Here is a 21,075-nt window from a genome sequence, read left to right on the forward strand (position 1 = left end):
CGAACAAAAGTCAGGGCAGGCCATGCGCATTACATCAATCACGCCAATGAAGGACGAAGCGCCGTTCATTCTGGAATGGTATGCCTATCACAGCTTGATTGGTTTTAATGATTTTCTAGTGTTTTCAAACGATTGCACTGATGGCACCGATTTGATGCTGGAGCGGCTGGATGAGTTGGGCAAATTGCGCCATTTTGCCAACCCGACAATGTTTACCAAGAGCACGCACCATCATTGGCAAGTTATTCGATACATCAACACGTTTACACGCCTGAAACGGTCCGATTGGGTGGCAAGTTTCGATGTGGACGAGTTTATTTGTGTTAATGCAGGTGACGGAACATTGCAGGCGTTGTTTGATGCCGTGAATGGCGCGAACGTCATTACATTCAATCAGCTTAACTTCGGGTCTGGCGGTTTAGACACCTATGAAGATCGTTTGCTTATTGACCAGTTCGAATATGCTTGGGCCTATGAAGGTGAATACCATCGTGGTGTGTCGCGCCGCGGCACCAAGTCCCTCACGCATAAGTCGGCAAACGCGAGCAATTTCGCCAATCACTCTCCGAACGTGCGCAAGGAGGATCTGGGCGGTGTAAAATATGTGAATGGCAGTGGCGCGCCACTTGATGCGTCGCGTTTGCTGAACGACGTGAAATTCCTTGAAGCACCCGATTTTGGCTACGATTTGGTGCAGTTGAACCATTACGTTGTCAAATCTGCGGAAAGCTTTCTGCTGCAAGCGGACCGCGGCAACGCAAACCACGCGGACCGCAGCGCAGATTTCAAATACTGGCGCCGTTACAACAACAACGACGTGCATGACACGCGCATTCAACGATGGTCCGAACGGGTGCAAGACGCCGTGGCCGAGCTGCGCAAAGACCCAGAGTTGAACGATCTGCACCAACGCGCGGTTGAGATTCACAAAAACCGACTTGTTGAGTTGAAGAAAGACGAAAACATGAGCGGGCTATACAACCGAATTCGTAAGCAGCAACGCAAGAAACCAGGTTTGGCGGGCTAGGACTTTACCGAAACGGGGCAGTCTTTCACCCAGTTCTTATCGTCAGCATAGCCCAAACTGATGAGCGCATCACCGTATTCCTCGACATAGATTTCCGCCAGCGCGCGCGGCATTTGAGTTTTCCATTGCGCCACGGAACCGGAGGTAATGTGGCGTGCATGCTGTTTGCCAAGTTCGGATGCTTCGTTCACGCCACCGAACAGGCTGTGCTGCCAATAGGCCTGCACGGCTTTGTCGATATCGAGGCCCTCAATCGCGAATTCTTCAAGGATTTCACGAATTTTCACGCAGTTCACATCAACGATCAGATCTTCATAGCGCACATCACCAACCGCGTTGCCGCTATAATCCCATGCCAACATCTCAGCGACAGTCTCGGCATGCTTGTTGCGCATTTCAAACTGCCATCGCTCAAGGTCATTGGGCAGAGCGTTCAGGTGGTCTTGGTAGTTTTTGCCACCCAGATCATCGCTCGGGTTAGCAAGGAATTTCTCTCGTCCAAGTGGGGCTTTGCGGTGATAGCGCATTCCCGACAACAGCACATCACGCGGATCGCGGATCATGTGAATGAAACGGGCATGGGGCAGGGCGTGCAGTTCGTTGGGAAAGGTGCTTTCCCAATTCACTATAATCTGCGGGCCAGTTTCGGCTGCCAAACTAATCTTTTCCGCGTCGTGGCATTGCATCAGGGGGATGTCCTGATCGCGCTTTATCTCGTGCAGAACACGGCGCAGCCAAACGGTGCCCGTTTTGTGATGGGTTCCGACACATAAGAACCGCGCAGGGCCGATCTCAGCCGGATTTATCACTTTTTTTTTGCGTCTTTCGGCTTTCCGAAATGGCCCGTGTCGATGAACGTGCGGAAATCCGGCTCTGTCAGTTGGTAATCGAGCACACGTTGGGAGCAATCCGCGCAGGCACGGGTTAGCGCCGCAAGGTCATCGTCTTTCATCCACTCATCAATAATGGGGCGAATACCGTCTGTGCGGATCGTCGTGTCCTCACAGGTGTTGATGTCGTATTTGTCCCAATACTCCATGTCGATACGGTCTTTGTTCTTGGAGTTCGCAGTGCCACGCAGACGCTTAAGAAGGAAATCTTCGCGGGATTTAATCGCGTAGTGGTTAACCTGTGCAAACTCGTTGGAAACGTTTTCGCTGTTCCCGCGCCAACCTTTTTCAAGGTATTGGTCACCCATCGGTTTGCCCGCTGCATTGGTCCATTTGACCATGCCTGGTACAAGCTCAACGTCTTTTTCAAACCTTGGGCGGTGGACAGCGAAATAGTCGAACTTGCCTGGGCGGAATAGTGTTTTGAAGCCCCAGACAAGGCCGTTCTCGGGGTCATCGAAGCTAGATCCGCGTGTGTAGCGTTCTGTTACCAGCTCATCCGACATTTTGGATTGCCCTTGGCTGCCCATCAAACGCCAGTTGATTGAAATGGCGTCAGGGGCGCCGCATGCCTCAATCAGCGCGTCGATTGAGCGGTCTCCAACATGGATGTTGAGGAACTCATCAGCGTCGACAATGAGGACCCAATCCGCAGCCTTGACCCAGTCAATTTGATTGGCGCGCGAATAGGCTCGGCGTTGTGGGTCCATTTTGGGGCCAAGGGGGTTGTCGAAATGTTTAACAACTCCCATCTGGTCCAAACGGTTCAAGATTAAGTTGGTGCCATCCGTGCAATCATTTGAAAAGATGCAGAAATCTGTGATTCCAATGGACTTATGATAGGCCAGCCATTCCAAAAGGTAGGGGCCTTCATTCTTCATTGTCGACACAAGGACCTTTCGGCCCGCATCAGGAGCAATCGTCATTGGTTTGCTGCTTTCTGGTTTAGGTCTTTTCGAGACTTTTTTTTTGAGAGGGCTGCGATGAGCGCATCTGCAGATGCGGTCGCTTCTGCAGCGCTTGTGCGGGCGTCTGTGTCGTCCTCGCTCGGTGTTTTGTCATCGGCAACCGCTTCCCCTTTCGCTTGCGCGATGAGGTTGCTGCGGCTGGCGCCTTTGGATGCGGTGCGCAGCGACGTGATAAATGCGCGAATGTCATCATCGGCGACGCCGGCTTCTTTCAGGCGTGTTACTTCGGCCTGTGCGGACTTGGGCAAGTGCTGTGTAAAGATCACCGACTCTTTCAGCGCATCCACATCAATCGTAGAGGCTTCTTTCAGTTCTGAAAGCCAATGATCATATTCACCGTTGTCACGCAGCATATTCACGCGGCCAGCATGATAATCCAATGCTTCGTCTTGCAGTTGGCGCATTTGTGGGTCGCTTAGAATGTCGTCGACCATTTTTTGGACCGTAGGGATGTGGCGGTCAATGGATCCGGGTGTGGATTCATTCCGGTCAAAATAGGCGAAATAGGCGGCGTTATACTTGTCTTCTTTGTTGTTCACATTGCCACGCACACGACGCAGCAAATAGGCCTCGTAGCTTTTAACCGCGTAGTGGTTCATTTCAGCAATGTCATACCCAATCGTGGGCCGAGTAGAACGCCAACCCGACAAAGAGAATTCATCTGGTAATGGATCGCCAGACCCGTTGACCCAAAGCTGATCGAGCAATGCTTTGGCGTTCTCTGGGCGGTGGTTCAACTTGCGGATCGAGGGGCGGTGAATTCCGAGTTTAATATCCGCGTAGGGTTTGAAGAGGGTCTTAACCCCCCAACCTTTGCGAAATCCGTCGTCAGCCGCATGGCTGTAGTTTTCGATCACAAGGCCGGGGTTCCAATCTGTAACACCAGACGACCCGAAAAAGCGCCACGTAATGGCCATTGCCTGCGCATCTGGGTTCATCACATCCAGCAGGTCGTCAATTTTCCCTTCGCCGGTCTTAACGGTCAGGAACTCGTCGGCATCCATCACCAAAACCCATTCGCTCAGCATCACCTCAGGATTGCGACCCGCAAGGGACAGCGCGTTCATCTGGGGGCGTTTGCCTTCGGGTACGTCATTTCGGAAATGTTGAACGTGTCCCAATTCCTGCAATCGCATCAACATCTTGTCGGTGCCGTCATTACAGTTGTTGGTGTAGACACAGATATTTTCGAAGCCGATGTGCTTGTGATAGGCGACCCATTCGACAAGGCTATGACCTTCGTCTTTCATCATCGAAAGGATGGTCGTGCGGTATTTGGGGGCCGCAGATTCTGGGTTGACCTTCGCGTTGAGTTTGGGTGCCTTTTCTTTCTCTTTTTCACGCGACACAGGTCGATTGTCGCCCTTTTGGGTCGGTCGAGCAGCATCAAAGACATCTTCGTTGCGCGCGTCTTCCTCGGCCTTAATACCGACAGAGCGGGCGACCATTTTTGCGATCGTCGCGTCGTCAATACCGCTGGCCTGCATCTCTTTGATTTTTTCCTGCCAGACCTTGGGCAAGTGTTGGGTGAACAAAACTTCATCCAAACCCGTAATTTCAACGGCACTCGCCTTTTTCAGCTCGACGATCCATGGATCATATTCACCAAGGCTGCGAAGGCGTTCTACGCGAGACGCATGAAAGTCCAGCGCCTTGTCTTGTAGTTCACGCATGATTGGATCAGCGAGGATTTCGGCAATCGTTTCATGTAACGCTTTGCTGTGGCGCTGCACATTCAGATGTTCTTCTTCGTTGCGGTCAAAGATCGCGAAATAACCGGCGTTATACTTGTCTTCTTTGTTGTTTACGTTACCGCGCAAACGGCGCAACAAATAAGCCTCGTAGCTTTTGACGGCATAGTGGTTCAGTTCGATCAGCCCGTAGCCCAGCGTGCGACCCGTAGAACGCCAGCCTTTTTGCTGAAAGCTTTCGGGCATTGGCTGGCCGGATCCATTGACCCAGTGCTTCAGAATATCGGCGTCTTCGCCAAGTTGTTCGATCTTTCCAGGTTTGTTGGTGGGGCGGTGAATGCCAAACTTGATGTGCTCGCGCGGCTTGAACATGGACTTAACGCCCCAGCCTTTGCGGAACCTGTCTGGTGCGCCTTTTGTGTATGTCTCGGTGACCAGTCCAGGATTCCATGGCGTCACTTCGGACGAGCCGAAAAACCGCCATGTGATCGCAAGGGCATCCGTTTGTGGGGGCAGGCGGTCCATCACATCAGAGATCATGCCGTCGCCGCACTTGATGGACACAAACTCGTCTGCGTCCATTGTGAGAACCCAGTCAGAGTCTGTAATTTCGGGATTTGCCGACGCCAAGGCCAAGGCGTTCGGTTGGGGTTTTTTGCCTTCTGGGACGTCATTGCGGAAGTGCTGGACCCAACCAAGCTCTTGCAGGCGAATAAGCATCTCATCCGTGCCGTCGCCGCAGTTGTTTGTGTAAACGCAGATGTTATCGAAGCCGATGTGCTTGTGGTAGGCGACCCATTCAACGAGCGAGTGGCCTTCATCCTTCATCATCGACAAAATTGTATACTGGTGTTTAGCCATCAGATGCGGCCCAGCTGTGCGTTGTTCACGTTTTACCTGCTTTTATTTCGCGTTCTCGCGCGGTTGCCAGTTATTTTGGCGTTAACGCACCATAACGACCTGAGGCCCCAAGTCCACTGTTGCGAGGGGGGAAACAATGCCAATTGCGACCATTTTGATGCAAAGCGACTTGACCTTAGGGGCCTGAAGGCTTTGTTACGTGTTAGAGAATTGTAAATCCAACAATGAGGTTACCTAATGGCTTTTGAACTTCCTGATCTTCCATATGCCCACGACGCACTTGCAGCACACGGCATGTCCGCTGAAACAATGGAATTCCACCACGACATGCACCACAACGCATACGTCACCAACGGCAACAAGCTGATTGAGGGCACTGAGTGGGCTGGTAAATCCCTCGAAGACATCATCACGGGTACATACGATGCATCTGCAACTGCGCAGAACGGCATCTTCAACAACATCTCTCAGCTTTGGAACCACAACCAGTTCTGGGAAATGATGGGCCCGAACTCTGGCGCAATGCCGTCCGAGCTCGAAGCCGCCATCAAAGAGAGCTTCGGCTCTGTTGACGAATTTAAATCACAGTTCTCCGCAGCAGGTGCAGGCCAGTTCGGTTCCGGTTGGGCATGGCTTGTGAAGAACGCTGACGGTTCCTTGGCTGTGACCAAGACAGAAAACGGCGTGAACCCATTGTGCTTCGGCCAGACTGCACTGCTTGGTTGCGACGTATGGGAGCACTCCTACTACATCGATTTCCGCAACGCGCGCCCGAAGTACCTTACAAACTTCCTCGACAACCTTGTGAACTGGGAAAACGTCGCATCCCGCATGTGATCAACCCAACCCAGACATAAGAAAGGCCCGCCAGTTTGGTGGGCCTTTTTCAATCGGGGTGCCGGTTGCCAGGCAGCGAAACGATGGACTTAGACGATGACAAAAGACGCACAGTATTGGTCGAACTGGTTTTGGGACACGTTCTTTGCCGATTGGCTTTCGGTTGTTCAGGACGATCAAGGCGGGGTCTTTGATTTTCTCGATCTAGACGGTGCGTCTGATCTCTCGTCTGGCAAAACCGTTCTTGCGCAGGCGCGCAGTCTTTTCACGTTTGCCCATGCCGCATTGGCGACGGGCAATCCGGTCTTCATTGACGCTGCCCGCAAGCAGGCCGACATTGTGCGCAGTTTTGAAAAATCGAAAGGCTTGTACCGCGCCAAAATGACACGGGACGGGCAACCGAGCGACGCCCCTGAGGATAGTTTCGCACGCAGCTACGACCAGACCTTTATCATTCTGGGCTTTGTGACGTGGAACAAGATTGTTCCGTCCGCTGAAAATGCTGTTCTGATCGAAGATTGTTGGGCTGCGCTACAGTCTGATCTAACGGACCCAGCCACGGGTCTTTTGCGCAATGATGATAGCGGTGCAGATACAGGACCCGCGCAAAACCCACATATGCACCTTTATGAAGCCTGCCTTCAGGGGTTCCAAATGACGCAAGACGCGGTTTGGTTATCACGCGCCGCTGGATTGCGCGAAATTGGGTTGAAGCACTTCATGGATGAGGACAGCGGAACAATCGCTGAGTTCTTGACGCCAGACCTGAAGCCATTGCAGGGGGCGAACGGACAGCGCCGCGAAGTCGGGCATCAATGCGAATGGGCGTGGTTATTGCTTGAGGAGGCCGAGCTTGCGCAGATCGACGCCCCAAAAACCGCCGCTGCGCGTTTGATTGCATTCACCAACCAGCATGGGTTTGCGCGTAATGGCCTGTTTAGCGGTGCGGTTTATGATGCGGTGTCCGCGCAGGGGGCAGTTGTTGAAAACAGTTTCCTAATGTGGCCACAGACCGAAGCGATCAAGATCCTCTCATCCCGTCATCGTGCGGGCGACCCAGCGGCAGGTGAACAGGCGCAACATCTGATGTGCCTGATGTTCGAGCGCTGGTTCACTGAGTATCGTTTCTTCATCAACCAGCTTGATGCGAATGGCACCGTCATTTGGGGCGAAGGGCTAACCCGCCTGATGTACCACATCGTCATTGCAATGACCGAAGGGGCCAAGGCAGGTCTATGGGAAATACCCCAGACCTAAGCCTCGTGCCTAAGCCACGTGTTTTGACAGCGCGGTTTCCAGCGCGCCAATATCCGACACCACTTCAACATATCCACGCAGGCTTGCGTCTGCGAATCCATTGTCGATCATGTGATCGATCATTGTCAGGAGCGGATCCCAGTACCCATTGGTATTGATCACAAAGACGGGTTTGTCATGCAATTCAAGCTGTCGCCATGTGAGGGCTTCGAACAGTTCATCAAGGCTTCCGGCGCCACCCGGTAGAACGACGACTGCATTGGCGTTCATCAGCATGACTTTTTTACGTTCATGCATGGTTTCAGTCACGATAAAGGTCGTGAGGTCGGTTTTGCCCACTTCCCAATCCATTAAGTGCTGAGGGATAACGCCGAACGTATCACCGCCGCCGATCTGGGCCGCACGTGCGACACGACCCATCAATCCGACATCGCCCGCACCGTAAACCAATCGCCAACCGTTCTTGGCGAGCATTGTCCCGCAATCGGTGGCGGCCTGCGCATAAGCTGGGTCCGTTCCATCACGAGACCCACAATAGACGCAGACTGAAAAGGTAGGGGACATGTTGGCTCCGATCATCGTTATTGGCTGCACTAAAGCAGGTTTTGACCCGTGATAGTCTCGTTGCTACAGTCTGCCAACTGTTGGGGAGCGAAACGTGCAGACGAAATACCAAATGATCGGCGGCGGCGCCGTGGTTGCTGTCGCAATTGGCGCGGCGATTTACTTGCGCCCGTTGCCGCAAGACGCGGATAGCGTGCCTGAGGCAGTTGCTGAACCTGCCGCTCAAGAGGTGGTCGTTGTTGCGCAACCCGCTGAAACTGTTGAGGAAACAGCACCGGTCGCTGAGCCGGTACCCGTTCCACCGTTGCTGTTGACCGATTTGCGGTTTGAACCTGATGGCGGCTTTGTGGTCTCTGGCACGGGGCAGCCAAACACCGCAGTCGCTGTGATGATTGATGGTGTCGAAGTTGAACGGGTGATGTCCGGCGCGGATGGTGCGTTTTCGTTTGTCGGTTTTGTGGGCCATTCCGACAGCCCGCGTACAATGACAGTCGTTAGCAACCCTGACGGTGATAGCGTTGAAGCAGACCGAACGTTCGTGTTGGCCGCAAATCCTGCGCCGGTTGTTGTTGCTGCTGTGGAAGAGGTCATTCCAGAAGTCACCGAAGTTGATGAAACCGCCGAAGAAGCCGAAGAACCTGAGAATGTTGAAATACCGGAGGAAACTGAAGTAGCTGAGGAAGTTGAAACGCCTGAGGAAACTGAAGCACTTGAAGTTGCTGAAGCACCAGACGCTCTTGAGGCGCCCGAGGAACCAGAGGTCGCTGAAACAACCGCCCCAGCCAGCCCAGCGACACCCGCGATCATCGCCATTACACCTGAAGGCGTGGATGTTGTTCAGGCTCCGGTTGCCGCGGACACGCCGCCCGAGGTGATGTCCAACGTTGCACTTGATACGATCACCTATGATTTAGAAGGCGATGTGATCCTGCGCGGCCGCGCTATCGGGGAGGGCGGGTATGTGCAGGTTTACGTGAACAACGCTCCCGTTAGCCGCTTACCCATTGATGCCAACGGGACATGGCGTGGCGATTTGCCGGATGTTGATACGGGCGTGTACACGCTGCGAATCGATGAGGTCGACGTTGAGGGCGATGTTGTCAGCCGCATTGAAACCCCGTTCCTGCGTGAAGACCCAGCCGATGTGATCGAAGCGATGGCCGAAGATGTCGCAAATCCTGAATTCACAGTTGCAACGCGCACGGTTCAACCTGGGGCGACGCTCTGGGCGATTGCTGAGGAACGATATGGATCGGGCGTTTTGTATTTTAAAGTGTTCGAGGCCAACCGCGACCGCATCCGCGACCCTGACCTGATCTATCCGGGGCAGGTGTTTATGGTTCCTGAAGACGATGCCGAGAGTTCAAATTGAACGATCTAGGCGGGCTTCCAAAACTGGCCCTTGATTGGCATCTAAGTGGGCAAGGCGCGGTCCTTGCAACTGTCGTTGAGACATGGGGATCCGCACCAAGGCCCGCGGGCAGCCAACTGGCCATTCGCGCCGACGGGCATATGGAGGGGTCCGTTTCAGGAGGCTGCGTTGAAGGCGCGGTTATCGTTGAGGCGATGGACGCCCTGAATGACGGAAAACAGCGGCTTTTGGATTTTGGCGTCAGTGATGATGAGGCCTTTGCCGTCGGTTTGGCCTGCGGTGGTCGCATACGCGTACTGGTTGAGCCTGTCGGTGGGGCGTTGCCCGTCGATGTTTTGACCAAATTGGTCGCGACGCGCGAAGCCAGCGAATCCATAGCCTATGTCGCTGATCTGCACGGGGAAGCACGGTCATTGGTCGGTTGTGGTTCTTACCCAGACCGGTTTCGCTTGGACCGGTCCGGCGTGGAAGAGGACGGCCAGACGTTCGTCGCCGTTCACAACCCGCCTTTGCGCATGATCATCGTTGGTGGCGTACATATTGCCCAACACTTAGCGCCCATGGCGCGGGCTTGTGGGTATGACGTTACTTTGGTGGATCCACGCACAAGTTTTGCATCACCTGCGCGGTTTCCGGATGTAACGATCATAGAAGAATGGCCCGATGCAGCACTTGAGCAACTGGGCCTTGATGCACGCACGGCAGTTGTCACACTAACCCATGATCCGAAACTGGACGACCCCGCGATCATGACCGCGCTGCGCTCGGATGTATTTTACCTTGGGTGCTTGGGGTCCACGCGCACCCATGCGAAGCGGGTGACACGGTTGAATGACGCAGGTTTTAGCGATGAACTTGAGCGGATCAATGCGCCAGTTGGCTTGGACATTGGCGGGCGTTCGGTTGCGGAAATTGCCGTCAGCATTATCGCGCAAGTGACGCAGGCGTTACGCCAAGGGTAGGGCGTTAACCGGCTGCCTTTAAACGAAAAAGCGCCGCACAATTAAGTGCCGCGCTTTCAAATTAGAATGTCGCGAGCGACTTATTTTTGCGGCAATGGCCCGATGATCATGACCATCTGGCGGCCTTCCATCTTCGGGAAGTTCTCAATCTTGCCGTGCTCTTTGGTGTCTTCAGCAACACGCTCCAGCAGCTCGCGGCCAAGGTTCTGGTGCGCCATTTCGCGACCACGGAACCGCAAAGTAATCTTTACTTTGTCGCCGTTGTCCAGAAATTTGAAAACGTTGCGCATTTTGACGTCGTAGTCATTGGTGTCCGTGTTCGGGCGGAACTTAACCTCTTTGATCTCGATGATCTTTTGCTTCTTGCGGGCTTCGGCCTCGCGTTTCTGCGTCTCATACTTGAACTTGCCGAAGTCCATGATCTTACACACGGGCGGCGATGCGTTCGGAGAGATCTCAACCAAGTCGAGGCCGGCATCATCTGCCATTTGCATCGCGCGCTCAGGCGTTACGACGCCGGCGTTTTCGCCATCCGCTCCGATGAGACGGATTTCGGGTGCGCGAATGCGGTCATTTACGCGGGGGCCGGTGTCGCGCTGTGGAGGCGCATTATGAGGTCTGCGGGCTATTGGACTTTTCCTTAGATTGTTTGTCGTTCAAGCGCAGAACGTAAACCTGCCACGCCAGCACTTCAAGGCGCAAAACGCGAATTCGTAATTGGGTGAAACGGGGAAGATAGGGTATCGCTTCCCGCTTTTCTTTGCACAAGCAGCATGGCATACGTCCGCCCGAGGTCCAGTTGGGGCCATGTATTTTTAAAGGACGAGACACATGAGAGGCACGATTGCAATTATCGTTATCGCCGTACTTGGTTACTTTGGTTACCAGTGGGGCGCCAATGGCAAAAACCCGATGCAAGTATTCACGGGCGCTGCTGAAATGGCTGGCGACGCAGCGACCGGCGCTGCAGACATGGCTGGTGACGTTGTTGAAGGCGCGACAGACATGGCGTCTGACGCAGTTGAAGCAACAACTGATGCGGTTTCCGACGTTGCCGAAGGTGCTGCAGACATGGCGTCCGACGCGGTTGAAGCAACAACTGATGCGGTTTCCGACGTTGCCGAAGGCGCTGCAGACATGGCGTCCGACGCGGTTGAAGCAACTACTGACGCAGTTTCCGACGTAGCCGAAGGCGCGACAGACATGGCGTCTGACGCTGTTGAAGCAACAACTGATGCGGTTTCCGACGTAGCCGAAGGTGCTGCAGACATGGCGTCCGACGCGGTTGAAGCAACAACTGATGCGGTTTCCGACGTAGCTGAAGGCGCAGCAGACGTAGCATCCGACGCAGTTGAAGCAACAACTGATGCGGTATCCGACGTTGCCGAAGGCGCGACAGACATGGCGTCTGATGCAGTTGAAGCAACAACAGATGCAGTATCTGACGTTGCAGAAGGCGCGACAGACATGGCGTCTGATGCAGTTGAAGCAACAACTGATGCAGTATCCGACGTTGCCGAAGGCGCAGCAGACGTAGCATCCGACGCAGTTGAAGCAACAACAGACGCAGTATCCGACGTTGCAGAAGGCGCGACTGATGCTGCTGCTGACACTGCAGAAGCAGCAACTGAAGCAGCAACAGCAGCAACACCCGACATCGCGACACTTCTGACACCAGAAGGTTTCGACGCTGGTCAGGTTCTGGAACTGGTTCAGTCTTCCGACCTTGGCGCGATTGCTAAGACACAGCTGGCTGCACAGGTTGCAGAAGCTGCGGCTGACCCATCCAAGCTGACTGACGTACTTGCTGCGATCAAAACAGCGCTTGGCATGTAAGCCAAACGGCATACCAAACGAAAAGGGCCGCTCAATCGAGCGGCCCTTTTTGCATTCTGTAACAAGTGTTTAGTCTAGGAAGGCTTTCTCAACCACGTAGTGTTGTGGGTTGGAATTCGCGCCCTCAACCAGGCCGTATTCCTCGAACATCTCTTTGAGCTCAAGGTTGAACGCCATGTTCCCGCAAATCATCGCACGGTCGCTTTCTGGGTTCAGCGGTGGCACGCCAAGGTCTTCGAATGCTTCGCCAGAACGCATGAGGTCCGTGATACGGCCCATCTTCGGGCTCTCTTCACGTGTGGTGGTCGGATAATACTTGATCTTCTTCCAGAACCCTTCACCGATCACTTCGTTCAGCAGCTCATCATCTTTGAGCGCCTCGATCAGGTCGCGGCCATAGGTCAATTCGCCAACTTCGCGACAGGTGTGCGTGATGATGACTTCGTCGTAGTCTTCATAAGTCTGTGGTTCGCGCAGCAAGGATGCGAAAGGCGCAAAGCCAGTGCCGGTTGCAAAGAACCAGATACGCTTGCCCGGGATCAATGCGTCATGCACCAGTGTGCCAACAGGCTTGGGGCGCAAGATGACTTGCTCACCAACTTTGATGTGCTGCAACTTGGATGTCAGCGGGCCGTCTTGCACTTTGATGGAATAGAATTCCAATTCCTCGTCCCAGCTAGGGGAGGCGATGGAATACGCACGCAATAGCGGCTTAACCTTGCCCGTGTCTGGGTTCGGATCACCCATCAGACCGATCATCACAAATTCACCCGAGCGGAACCGCATGGATGCGGGGCGGGTCATTTTAAAGCTGAACAGGCGGTCTGTGTAGTGCTTCACTTCGGTCACGGTCTGCGCATCGGGCAGGGCGGGAACGGCTTTGGTTGCTGTGCTTGTATCTGTCACGGGCTTCATTTCTGTCATGTGTCTATGGCGCAGGCATATGCCCACGCCCCTCTGTTACGCTTTGATCTATGTCAGTGAAAGGGGTGCGTTTACCGCGACGGGATTAGCCGCGCATACGTGCTTGGTAATCGTGTGCTTTCCAGTCCGCACGGGCCAGCCATTGGTCCTCAGACTGACGCGCGGCCAGATCATCGGAAATCTCGACCTCATCAAACCCAGAACGCCGCGCCATTGCGTATTGATCCGCAATCACGTGACCACGCGCGCGAAGGCGTCCCGTGAACCCCATGCGACGCAACTGCGCAGCAATCGTAAAGCCACGCCCATCCGCGAAAGACGGGAAATCAATGCGGATCATGTCGATCTTTTGCAGGCATTCTGCCAAATCGGATGGTTCGGCATCTGACGCAAGGTCCACAGCCAGCTTAGCACAATCATTGGCCGCAATGTCTGTCAAAGCGACCCATCCGGTCTGCCAGTCATCGTTGCTAAACCCTGTGTCGGTTACGATCACACTCATTTTTTCGTCCTTTTCTGGCTCAACTTCATCTTGGCCAATAAACTCAAATTCAGGAGGCTCGAACGGCGCCGTTGGCTCCGAAGTGGATGCCACATTCCGTCTTGCTTTGATCGCGCCAGCGGCCCGCACGTGCGTCTTCGCCGGTCTTTACTTTTGTCGTGCAAGGCGAACATCCAACGGATGGGTAGCCTTTGGCGACAAGCGGGTGGCGCGGCAGGTTATGCGCCTTGATATAGTCCTGCAGATCATCCCTGTCCCAATGGGCCAACGGGTTTACCTTGGCGCGTGGCAGGCGGCCTAATGGACGTTCGATCTCAAAGTACTCGAGCGCCTGACGATCGCCACCTTGGACGCGCTTGCGCCCAGAAACCCAACCGTCGAACCCTTGCAGCGCGCGTTGAAGTGGTTCTGTTTTGCGCAGGGCACAGCAGGCATCTGTGTCGTGAAGATGCAGCAGGTTTTCGTTGTCTTTCTCAAACAGTGTTTCGCGCTTGGCACGGATAGCACGCACGTCTGTCAGGCCAAGTTGGGCCGCAACATCGCGCTGGTACTCAAGCGTTTCGGCAAACAGCATTTCAGTGTCGATGAATAAAACCGGCACGTCAGGGTTAATTTGTGCAGCCATATGCAGTAAAACAACGCTTTCCGCACCAAACGAGCTGACCAAAGCCATGTCGCCAAAGTTGTTCAGCGCGTGTTCAAGGACGTCCTGCGCATCTTTGTCTTTGTAGACGCGGTTGAGCGTGGAAAGTTGACCATCAAGCGGCATCTGCTTTTTCCTTTGGATAAAGAATGTCTTTGAACGGTGCCGCACCGAGGCGACGGTAGGTTTGGATAAAGGTCTCGTCGTCGTTGTCGCGTAGGTCCATGTAACCGACCACAAGACGTTCGATTGCCGGCACGATATCATCCGCGCTGAACCCTGGGCCTGCGCGTTCACCAACAGCGGCCGTTTCGGTGTGATCGCCACCCAGTGTGATCTGGTAGTTTTCAACACCAGCACGGTCGAGGCCAAGAATACCGATGTGGCCCACGTGGTGGTGGCCACAGGCGTTGATGCAGCCCGAAATTTTGATCTTTAGTTCACCGATGTCGTGTTCCAATTTCAGTTCGTCAAAACGTGTCGCGATCTGCTGTGCGATTGGAATAGAGCGGGCTGTTGCAAGTGCGCAGTAGTCCATACCGGGGCAGGCGATGATGTCTGATACCAGTCCGATATTGGCCGTCGCTAGCCCAGCTACCCGTAATATCTGGTAGATATCCATAAGGTTAGATTTGTGGACATGCGGCAGGATAACGTTTTGCTCGTGGCTGATGCGCAGCTCATCGTGGCCGTACTTGCGGGCAAGGTCCGCCATGACGCGCATTTGATCCGCAGTTGCGTCACCTGGTGTATCACCATGCTTTTTGATGGAAATGCTGACAATTGCATATCCGTCGGCGCGGTGCGCAGTCAGGTTGGTATCAGTCCAGCTGCGGAACGCAGGGTTTGCAAGGCGCGCGGCCTCAAAACCATCCGTGTTGGCTGACTTGAACTCTGGCGCAGCGAATTGCGCCTCAATCGTGCGCAGGATGTCTTGATCGACGCCATTAAACGTTGGGCGAATTTCAGCGAAACGTTCGTCCACCAAGCGGCGGATTTCATCGATTCCGTGCTCGTGCACAGTGATCTTGATGCGCGCTTTATACTTGTTGTCGCGACGACCAAGACGGTTCCAAACGGAAACAGTCGCCTCAATGAATGGCAGCAGGTCGGCTTCTGGCAGGAAGTCGTGCAGCACTTTGCCAATCATTGGTGTGCGGCCAAGACCACCACCAACAAGCACTTCGTAACCACGAACGCCGTCGCGCTCCAGAATGCGGATGCCGATGTCATGCGCCTTGATCACGGCGCGGTCGGCAGCAGCACCCGTTACAGCAAGTTTGAACTTACGTGGCAGGAACTGGAATTCCGGGTGGTCAGTCGACCACTGGCGCAGCAATTCTGCGACAGGGCGCGGGTCTGCGACTTCATCAGCTGCAGCGCCTGCAAAGTGGTCAGCGGTGACATTACGAATGGTGTTCCCAGACGTCTGGATCGCGTGCATTTCAACATCTGCGAGGTCAGACAACATGTCAGGCACGTCGCGCAGTTCAGGCCAGTTGTATTGGATGTTCTGGCGCGTGGTGAAATGGCCGTAGCCTTTGTCATATGTCTCAGCCAAGTGGGCGAGCATATCCATTTGTTTGCTGTTCAACGTGCCATACGGCACCGCAACGCGCAGCATGTAGGCATGCAGTTGCAGGTACAGGCCGTTCATCAAGCGCAGCGGCTTGAATTCGTCTTCGGTCAAAGACCCATCAATACGACGTTCAACTTGGCCGCGGAATTGGGCGACACGTTCACGGACGAATTTCTCGTCAAAATCGTTGTACTTATACATGATTAAACCTGCTCGACTTGTTTGCCATGGGCATAGTTGGATGGGCCGCGTGTGCGGAATTCTTCGCGAAAGTGGGTGGCCTCTGGGCCATTTTCACCCAACTTGGCATCGGCCAAGTAGGCGCCAACCATCACGTTCTTTTGTGCGTTTGCTTCCAGAAGGCGCAGATCGGCGTGCGCTTCGTCTGTCAGGAACTCTGCTTCGGCAATATCGCCGGACCATGTATCCTTGGCTGTGAACCAAACCGCATCGCCCTCAATCAGAAGGTTGGATGTGATCACTTTTGGTGTGAATGCGCGGGCCATGTTATTGGGCCTCCTGTTGTAGGTCGTAAGATGACGCAGCCGCGATGGCCGCACGGGGCGCGAGCCCAAGGAATGTCAGGGCAGGGCCAGTCAACTCTGCAGCGGTAATGGTCGGTTCCATTTCCGCCAGTGTGGTTGTCAAAACACGCTGATCAGCGCGAGAGACGTTTTCGATAACGGTGACGGGCGTGTTAGGGTTGGCACCATGCATCAGCAGGCGGCCTTGGATAAAGCGTGCGGATTTTTTGCCCATGTAGATCGCAGCGACTTGGCCCGTTTCGGCCAATGTCTTCCAATCGTGATCCGCGTAGCCTTTGGTGTCATGGCCCGTGATGAAGCGAACGGATGAATTGCGCCCGCGCTTGGTAAGGGACTGGCCAATGTCAGCCACCGCAGCGGAAGCCGCAGTGATGCCCGGCACAACTGTATAGGACAGGTTCGCCCCCTCAATTGCGTCGATTTCTTCATCCAAGCGGCCAAACACAGTCGGATCACCCGCCTTAAGGCGCACAACGTGGTGGCCGTTTGAACCGTGTTCAACGATCAGCGCGTTGATGTCGCCTTGGGCCATTGCTTTGCCAAAACCCTCTTTGCCCGCATCAATCATGATCGCTTCGCGGCGGGCGAGCTCGAGGATTTCAGGCGTCACCAAACGGTCGTAAATAACCACATCAGCCTTATCGAGGGCTTTGCGTGCCTTCAGTGTCAGCAGGTCGGGATCACCGGGTCCAGCACCGACAAGATCAACGTGACCGGGCTTGGCGCTGGTGTTCAGGTGGTCCTGCAGCAGCGAGTTAAGCGTTTCTTTTACAGCGGTTTCGCCCTGCGTGATCGCGCGGGGGCCAGCGTTAAAGTAGAAGTCAGACCAGAAATCACGTCGCGCCACACCAAACGGGAGCTTTTCTGCCATTGCGCGAAAGCCTTTTCCGATGCGGGCGAGGGTGCCAAGGGAAGCGGGAAGGTTTTCCTCAAGGTCGGCCTTGATCTTGCGCGCCAAAACAGGTGCTGCGCCTTCGGTACCAATCGCGACCGTGACAGGGGAACGGTCTACGATGGCAGGCGTGATGAATTCGCTGTCGTGCAAGTTGTCCACGATGTTGACCAGCGCGCCGTCTGCGCGGGCGATGGCTGCCGTGCGTGCGTCTTCAATCGGGTCTTCATCGGCGGCATAGAACAATGCGGCACACAAAGCGTCCCCGTGGTCCATGGACCGCTCAACCAATGCCAGCTTACCCTCAGACGCCCAAGCGTGGATTTCTGGCGCGGCATCCTTGGCGAAAACTGTTAGCTTCGCTTCGGTCTTCAAAAGCAGGCGCAACTTGGCCAATGCCGCTTCGCCACCGCCTGAAAGAACGATGCGACGCCCTTGTGTGGCGAGGAAGATTGGAAAGTGGTTCATGTGTCTGATCCCGTTGCTTGGGTTCAATATAGAATAATGTTCCACAAATTGCTTCATATCAGCGCTTGAAAGGGACGTTTGTTCACCTTAACCTGAGAGTCAGTCAAAATGTTTCCAAAACGGAAGGAAAAGCGAATGGATGTTCGGATAGATGAACTAGACCGGAAAATCCTACGCACTATGCAAGCGGATGCAGGGCAATCTTTGGACGAAATTGCCAAGGTTGTGGGGTCATCCAAGACACCCGTTTGGAACCGGATTCGCAAGATGCGTGAAGCAGGGGTGATCGGGCAGCAAACGGTGATGCTAGACGCCGAAGCACTGGGGTTTGAGTCGTGCTTTTTTGTGCTCATCCGCACGTCTGAGCATGAAGCAGATTGGCAGGCTAAGTTTCTGAAAGCGTTGATGGATCGCCCGGAAGTGCAAGAAGCACATCGCCTGGCAGGCGACATCGATTACATCTTGAAAGTACGGGTTCAAAACGCGCGGGCCTATGACGTGTTTTATCAAGCGCTGATTTCTGAGGTGCGGGTGTTCAACGTGACCGCGCTGCTGAGCATGGAACAGATCAAATCGACGGTTGCTTTGCCGCTTTAGCCAAAGATCCGCGAGACCTCGCGCAGGATCTTTTCACGGATCGCACGCGGATAGTCGCGGTGGCGGCGTGCGGTAATGACAAAACCATCGCGGGTTATGACGGAACGGGTAAAAAACGTCGTGATGGCGACGCCCATGCTTTCAATCGCGATGCCGTTGATTGTCACGCCGCGGCGCTCGGCTTCACGCGATGCGAGGCGGGTATCGCTACCTGCATTAGGCGTACCATCTCCTGATATATCAATGACTTGTCGGTCACATTTGGGCGCATCAGCGAACTGATCGAGCGCGAACATGATTGCGTTTCCGGGGGCTGTGTCACTTTGCACAAAGGCGCGCGGCATGGTGCGGGCATAAACGGCGAAGGCCTGCACGTCAGCGGTTGATCGTAATTGGCGCCACGGGATCGACAGTTCTTGACGATCCACGCCAGACCATTGGATGACGGCGACAGCAACCTGGCCTTGGATAAGGGCTTCGGACACTTCGGCGTCCAGAACAGCGTCTGCCATGCCATCGGTTTGAAGCCTATATTCAACAGGGTCGATGGAGTTTGAAACGTCTATGGTCAACATGAGGGCCGTATCACAAGCAATTGCCTGTGTTGCGCCGAGCGAAAAGGCTGCGATTAGTTCTCTCATGCCATGAGTTTGGCGCGGAACAGCTTGGAATGATAGGGGGTGTAAGTGCAGGTTTCTGTTGCCAGGTACCTGCGAACCCCGCCCTAGGCTGCAAAGCGTAGGGGCTTAAGTTTCGGTATTTCGCACTGCTTACGCAGCGAGAGCAACCTGAGCATTGTTGTCATTTGCAACTAGCTTAAAACGTACCGATAACGGTGGTAACTCACCGAAACAAAGCTAACCCCTTTAGACGTTCGTCGATCCTATTTCGTCCCCGTCCTACCCCAAATGAGGGTGTGTTGGTGGAGACGCCGGGTACCGCCCCCGGGTCCGATCCGCTTATTACGAGCGCGTTTATGTTCATAGTCCCGAAGGACAGTTCATATATAGGGGCGGTGGTCGCCTGTTGCAAAGGGTACAATTGAGTATTTTTGAGCCAAAGAAGCGGGGCGTAGCGTTTTTCGTTGGCTATGCGTGCGTTTTCTTTGCATCGGCCACGGTTTGACCCAGCTTAGCGGTATAGGTGGCAAGATCTGCCAAAATCGCATCTACTTTGCCCGCGTCTTGCTGCTCAAGTGCGTCGGCGATGGCGGTGTGCAAGCCGACAATGTGAGTTCTTGAGCGGGCGGTGAAGGTGATCATGTTCATCAACGGTTCAATCGCCTCAACCGCGCCGGCGAGCTGGTAGGACAATACAGGGTTGCCAGCGCCATCAACCAAAGCGCGGTGGAAGGCGACATCTGAAGCGCAGAAGCTTTCATCGCTGAGGCCTGGTTGGGCTTGGCGCGTGATCTCGGCGCGCATGGTGGCGAGGTGATCGGCCGTTCGGCGCGTGGCAGAGAGGGGCGCGCAGGCGCGTTCCAGTGCGAAACGCGCTTCGCAGGCGGTGTCAAAATCCACTGCATTCATGCTGAGGAGCAGGGCGGATGTGGTGATTTGCTGGCCGTAGGCGTCCTCAAACGTGAGGCGATTCACGAACGCGCCGCCTGTTGCGCCGCGTTGGGTCCGGATCAGGGATTGCGCCGCGAGACGTTTGAGGGCTTCGCGCACCGTTGAGCGGGACACATCGAACTGATCGCTCAGCTCTGCCTCGCTTGGAAGGCGCTCATCCACAGGCAAATCACCTGAAACAATGGCGTCACGGATGGACTTGGCGATTTGCGCGGAAAGGTCAGGTGCATTTTTCATTTGTCAGACATTTAATTGTCTGACATTTGTTTTGCAAGGAATGAGTCGCTTGGGAGGGCGCCTGTGTCGTCACTGCTAAATATCCGTTCAGTGCTTTGGATTGCGTTCTTTGCCGCGATTTTGCTGTCGTGGGCGATGATGTACATGATGGCAATCAGCATGGACCTCGACCTTATCGGGCGTCCTGGTGAAATGGGCGCAGCGATGGCCGTGATGGATCCGCGGATGCCGATGGATATGCCGATGGCGCGGTTTGGCCCGCTGTTTGCAATGTGGGCAATTATGATGGCGGCGATGATGTTGCCGACAATGATCCCAACATTACGGTCCTACGAAGACCTGATGGCCAGCGCGAATGGCACACGGGCAGGGTGGCTTGGCGTTTTGTTGGGGTATTCTGTTGTTTGGGTCGGCTTCGCGGCACTGATTACGGCCGTTCAACTGGGGCTACTGTTTGGCGGTGTCGTTGACATGCTTGGGATTGCGAAAAGCATCTGGGTGTCGGCGGGATTGCTGATTGTCGTCGGATTGTTCCAGTTCAGCCGCGTTAAGGAAATGTGCCACGGGGTTTGCCATTCTCCGATGATGTATTTCGTTGGCCACTGGAAAACAGGTTTTCAGGGTGGGTTGCGGATGGGGCTCGGGCTTGGCGCGTTCTGCGTTGGCTGCTGCTGGGGTTTTATGGCGCTCGGCTTTGTTGGCGGCGTGATGAGCCTGCTTTGGATGGGTCTCGCGACTGTGTTCATGATTTTAGAAAAACTGCCCAGCGTCGGGCATATCGTAACGAAGCCTATGGGGGTCGCCTTGATCACCGCAGGACTTGCATTGCCCGCTTGGGCAAACCTTTAGGGA

The 21,075-nt window shown here is 54.6% G+C and carries 21 protein-coding genes and 1 other RNA gene; 8 read left to right on the forward strand and 14 right to left on the reverse strand.

Going from position 1 to position 21,075, the window contains the following annotated elements:
- Positions 1 to 22: 22 nt before the first annotated feature.
- Complete coding sequence (locus OSB_RS06250) at positions 23 to 1,027, forward strand: glycosyltransferase family 2 protein (RefSeq protein WP_143831218.1); 1,005 nt, start codon at positions 23 to 25, stop codon at positions 1,025 to 1,027.
- On the opposite strand, the gene OSB_RS06255 is transcribed toward OSB_RS06250, so the two are convergent.
- Genes OSB_RS06255 through OSB_RS16850 form a run of 3 tightly spaced genes read right to left on the reverse strand, consistent with a single transcriptional unit; the run spans position 1,024 to position 5,437 of the window.
- Positions 1,024 to 1,836 carry a sulfotransferase domain-containing protein gene (locus tag OSB_RS06255; RefSeq protein WP_049834179.1) on the reverse strand — a complete coding sequence of 271 codons (813 nt, stop codon included), beginning with the start codon at positions 1,834 to 1,836 and terminating at the stop codon, positions 1,024 to 1,026. The two genes, OSB_RS06250 and OSB_RS06255, sit on opposite strands and share 4 nt — an antisense overlap.
- Positions 1,833 to 2,843 carry a glycosyltransferase family 2 protein gene (locus tag OSB_RS06260; RefSeq protein ID WP_049834180.1) on the reverse strand — a complete coding sequence of 337 codons (1,011 nt, stop codon included), beginning with the start codon at positions 2,841 to 2,843 and terminating at the stop codon, positions 1,833 to 1,835. Before OSB_RS06260 ends, OSB_RS06255 begins: the two co-directional genes overlap by 4 nt.
- A complete protein-coding gene (locus OSB_RS16850; protein ID WP_234967354.1) occupies positions 2,840 to 5,437 on the reverse strand; it encodes a glycosyltransferase family 2 protein in 2,598 nt (865 codons plus the stop codon). Before OSB_RS16850 ends, OSB_RS06260 begins: the two co-directional genes overlap by 4 nt.
- A 237-nt stretch (positions 5,438 to 5,674) precedes the next feature.
- Here OSB_RS16850 and OSB_RS06270 point away from each other — a divergent pair, with 237 nt between their 5' ends.
- The gene (locus OSB_RS06270; protein ID WP_049834181.1) at positions 5,675 to 6,274 is read left to right on the forward strand and encodes a superoxide dismutase; all 600 of its coding nucleotides are present in this window, start codon (positions 5,675 to 5,677) and stop codon (positions 6,272 to 6,274) included.
- A 96-nt stretch (positions 6,275 to 6,370) separates the two neighbouring features.
- Positions 6,371 to 7,531, forward strand: coding sequence for an AGE family epimerase/isomerase (locus OSB_RS06275; RefSeq protein WP_049834182.1), 1,161 nt, complete (start codon positions 6,371 to 6,373; stop codon positions 7,529 to 7,531).
- Between the two features lie 9 nt (positions 7,532 to 7,540).
- Here the strand turns inward: OSB_RS06275 and OSB_RS06280 are convergent, their stop codons facing one another.
- Complete coding sequence (locus OSB_RS06280) at positions 7,541 to 8,095, reverse strand: LOG family protein (protein ID WP_049834183.1); 555 nt, start codon at positions 8,093 to 8,095, stop codon at positions 7,541 to 7,543.
- Between the two features lie 94 nt (positions 8,096 to 8,189).
- On the opposite strand from OSB_RS06280, the gene OSB_RS06285 reads away from it, so the two are divergent.
- Positions 8,190 to 9,467, forward strand: a complete 1,278-nt coding sequence (locus OSB_RS06285; RefSeq protein ID WP_234967355.1) for a LysM peptidoglycan-binding domain-containing protein — start codon at positions 8,190 to 8,192, stop codon at positions 9,465 to 9,467.
- Positions 9,464 to 10,429, forward strand: a complete 966-nt coding sequence (locus OSB_RS06290; protein ID WP_049834185.1) for an XdhC family protein — start codon at positions 9,464 to 9,466, stop codon at positions 10,427 to 10,429. Before OSB_RS06285 ends, OSB_RS06290 begins: the two co-directional genes overlap by 4 nt.
- Before the next feature lie 80 nt (positions 10,430 to 10,509).
- Here OSB_RS06290 and infC read toward each other — a convergent pair whose 3' ends face one another.
- Positions 10,510 to 11,058 (reverse strand): translation initiation factor IF-3, encoded by a 549-nt coding sequence (gene infC / locus OSB_RS06295; RefSeq protein WP_074202200.1) that lies wholly within the window; start codon positions 11,056 to 11,058, stop codon positions 10,510 to 10,512.
- Positions 11,059 to 11,260: 202 nt separating this feature from the next.
- Between infC and OSB_RS06300 the strand changes: the two genes are divergently transcribed.
- Complete coding sequence (locus tag OSB_RS06300; RefSeq protein WP_049834186.1) at positions 11,261 to 12,265, forward strand: hypothetical protein; 1,005 nt, start codon at positions 11,261 to 11,263, stop codon at positions 12,263 to 12,265.
- A 69-nt stretch (positions 12,266 to 12,334) separates the two neighbouring features.
- Here OSB_RS06300 and OSB_RS06305 read toward each other — a convergent pair whose 3' ends face one another.
- From OSB_RS06305 to cysG, 6 genes are all read right to left on the reverse strand, one after another.
- Positions 12,335 to 13,189 (reverse strand): ferredoxin--NADP reductase, encoded by an 855-nt coding sequence (locus tag OSB_RS06305; RefSeq protein WP_049834187.1) that lies wholly within the window; start codon positions 13,187 to 13,189, stop codon positions 12,335 to 12,337.
- Positions 13,190 to 13,274: 85 nt separating this feature from the next.
- A complete protein-coding gene (locus OSB_RS06310; protein ID WP_049834188.1) occupies positions 13,275 to 13,691 on the reverse strand; it encodes a DUF934 domain-containing protein in 417 nt (138 codons plus the stop codon).
- A 49-nt stretch (positions 13,692 to 13,740) separates the two neighbouring features.
- Entirely contained in the window at positions 13,741 to 14,460 is a 720-nt protein-coding gene (locus tag OSB_RS06315) for a phosphoadenylyl-sulfate reductase (protein ID WP_049834189.1), read from the reverse strand.
- A complete protein-coding gene (locus OSB_RS06320) occupies positions 14,450 to 16,114 on the reverse strand; it encodes a nitrite/sulfite reductase (protein ID WP_049834190.1) in 1,665 nt (554 codons plus the stop codon). Before OSB_RS06320 ends, OSB_RS06315 begins: the two co-directional genes overlap by 11 nt.
- A gap of 2 nt (positions 16,115 to 16,116) precedes the next feature.
- Complete coding sequence (locus OSB_RS06325; RefSeq protein ID WP_049834191.1) at positions 16,117 to 16,419, reverse strand: DUF2849 domain-containing protein; 303 nt, start codon at positions 16,417 to 16,419, stop codon at positions 16,117 to 16,119.
- A 1-nt stretch (position 16,420) separates the two neighbouring features.
- Positions 16,421 to 17,818: a siroheme synthase CysG gene (gene cysG, locus OSB_RS06330; protein WP_049834192.1), complete on the reverse strand. Its 1,398-nt coding sequence runs from the start codon at positions 17,816 to 17,818 to the stop codon at positions 16,421 to 16,423.
- Positions 17,819 to 17,953: 135 nt separating this feature from the next.
- On the opposite strand from cysG, the gene OSB_RS06335 reads away from it, so the two are divergent.
- The gene (locus tag OSB_RS06335) at positions 17,954 to 18,415 is read left to right on the forward strand and encodes an Lrp/AsnC family transcriptional regulator (RefSeq protein ID WP_049834193.1); all 462 of its coding nucleotides are present in this window, start codon (positions 17,954 to 17,956) and stop codon (positions 18,413 to 18,415) included.
- Here OSB_RS06335 and OSB_RS06340 read toward each other — a convergent pair.
- From OSB_RS06340 to OSB_RS06345, 3 genes are all read right to left on the reverse strand, one after another.
- A complete protein-coding gene (locus OSB_RS06340; RefSeq protein ID WP_049834194.1) occupies positions 18,412 to 19,056 on the reverse strand; it encodes a DUF1194 domain-containing protein in 645 nt (214 codons plus the stop codon). The two genes, OSB_RS06335 and OSB_RS06340, sit on opposite strands and share 4 nt — an antisense overlap.
- Before the next feature lie 44 nt (positions 19,057 to 19,100).
- Positions 19,101 to 19,451, reverse strand: a transfer-messenger RNA (tmRNA) gene (ssrA, locus tag OSB_RS16455).
- A gap of 52 nt (positions 19,452 to 19,503) precedes the next feature.
- A complete protein-coding gene (locus OSB_RS06345) occupies positions 19,504 to 20,223 on the reverse strand; it encodes a FadR/GntR family transcriptional regulator (protein WP_049834195.1) in 720 nt (239 codons plus the stop codon).
- 63 nt (positions 20,224 to 20,286) lie between these two features.
- On the opposite strand from OSB_RS06345, the gene OSB_RS06350 reads away from it, so the two are divergent.
- Positions 20,287 to 21,072, forward strand: a complete 786-nt coding sequence (locus OSB_RS06350) for a DUF2182 domain-containing protein (protein ID WP_200802525.1) — start codon at positions 20,287 to 20,289, stop codon at positions 21,070 to 21,072.
- Positions 21,073 to 21,075: the final 3 nt, after the last annotated feature.

It is taken from the genome of Octadecabacter temperatus (assembly GCF_001187845.1).
Taxonomy (GTDB): domain Bacteria; phylum Pseudomonadota; class Alphaproteobacteria; order Rhodobacterales; family Rhodobacteraceae; genus Octadecabacter; species Octadecabacter temperatus.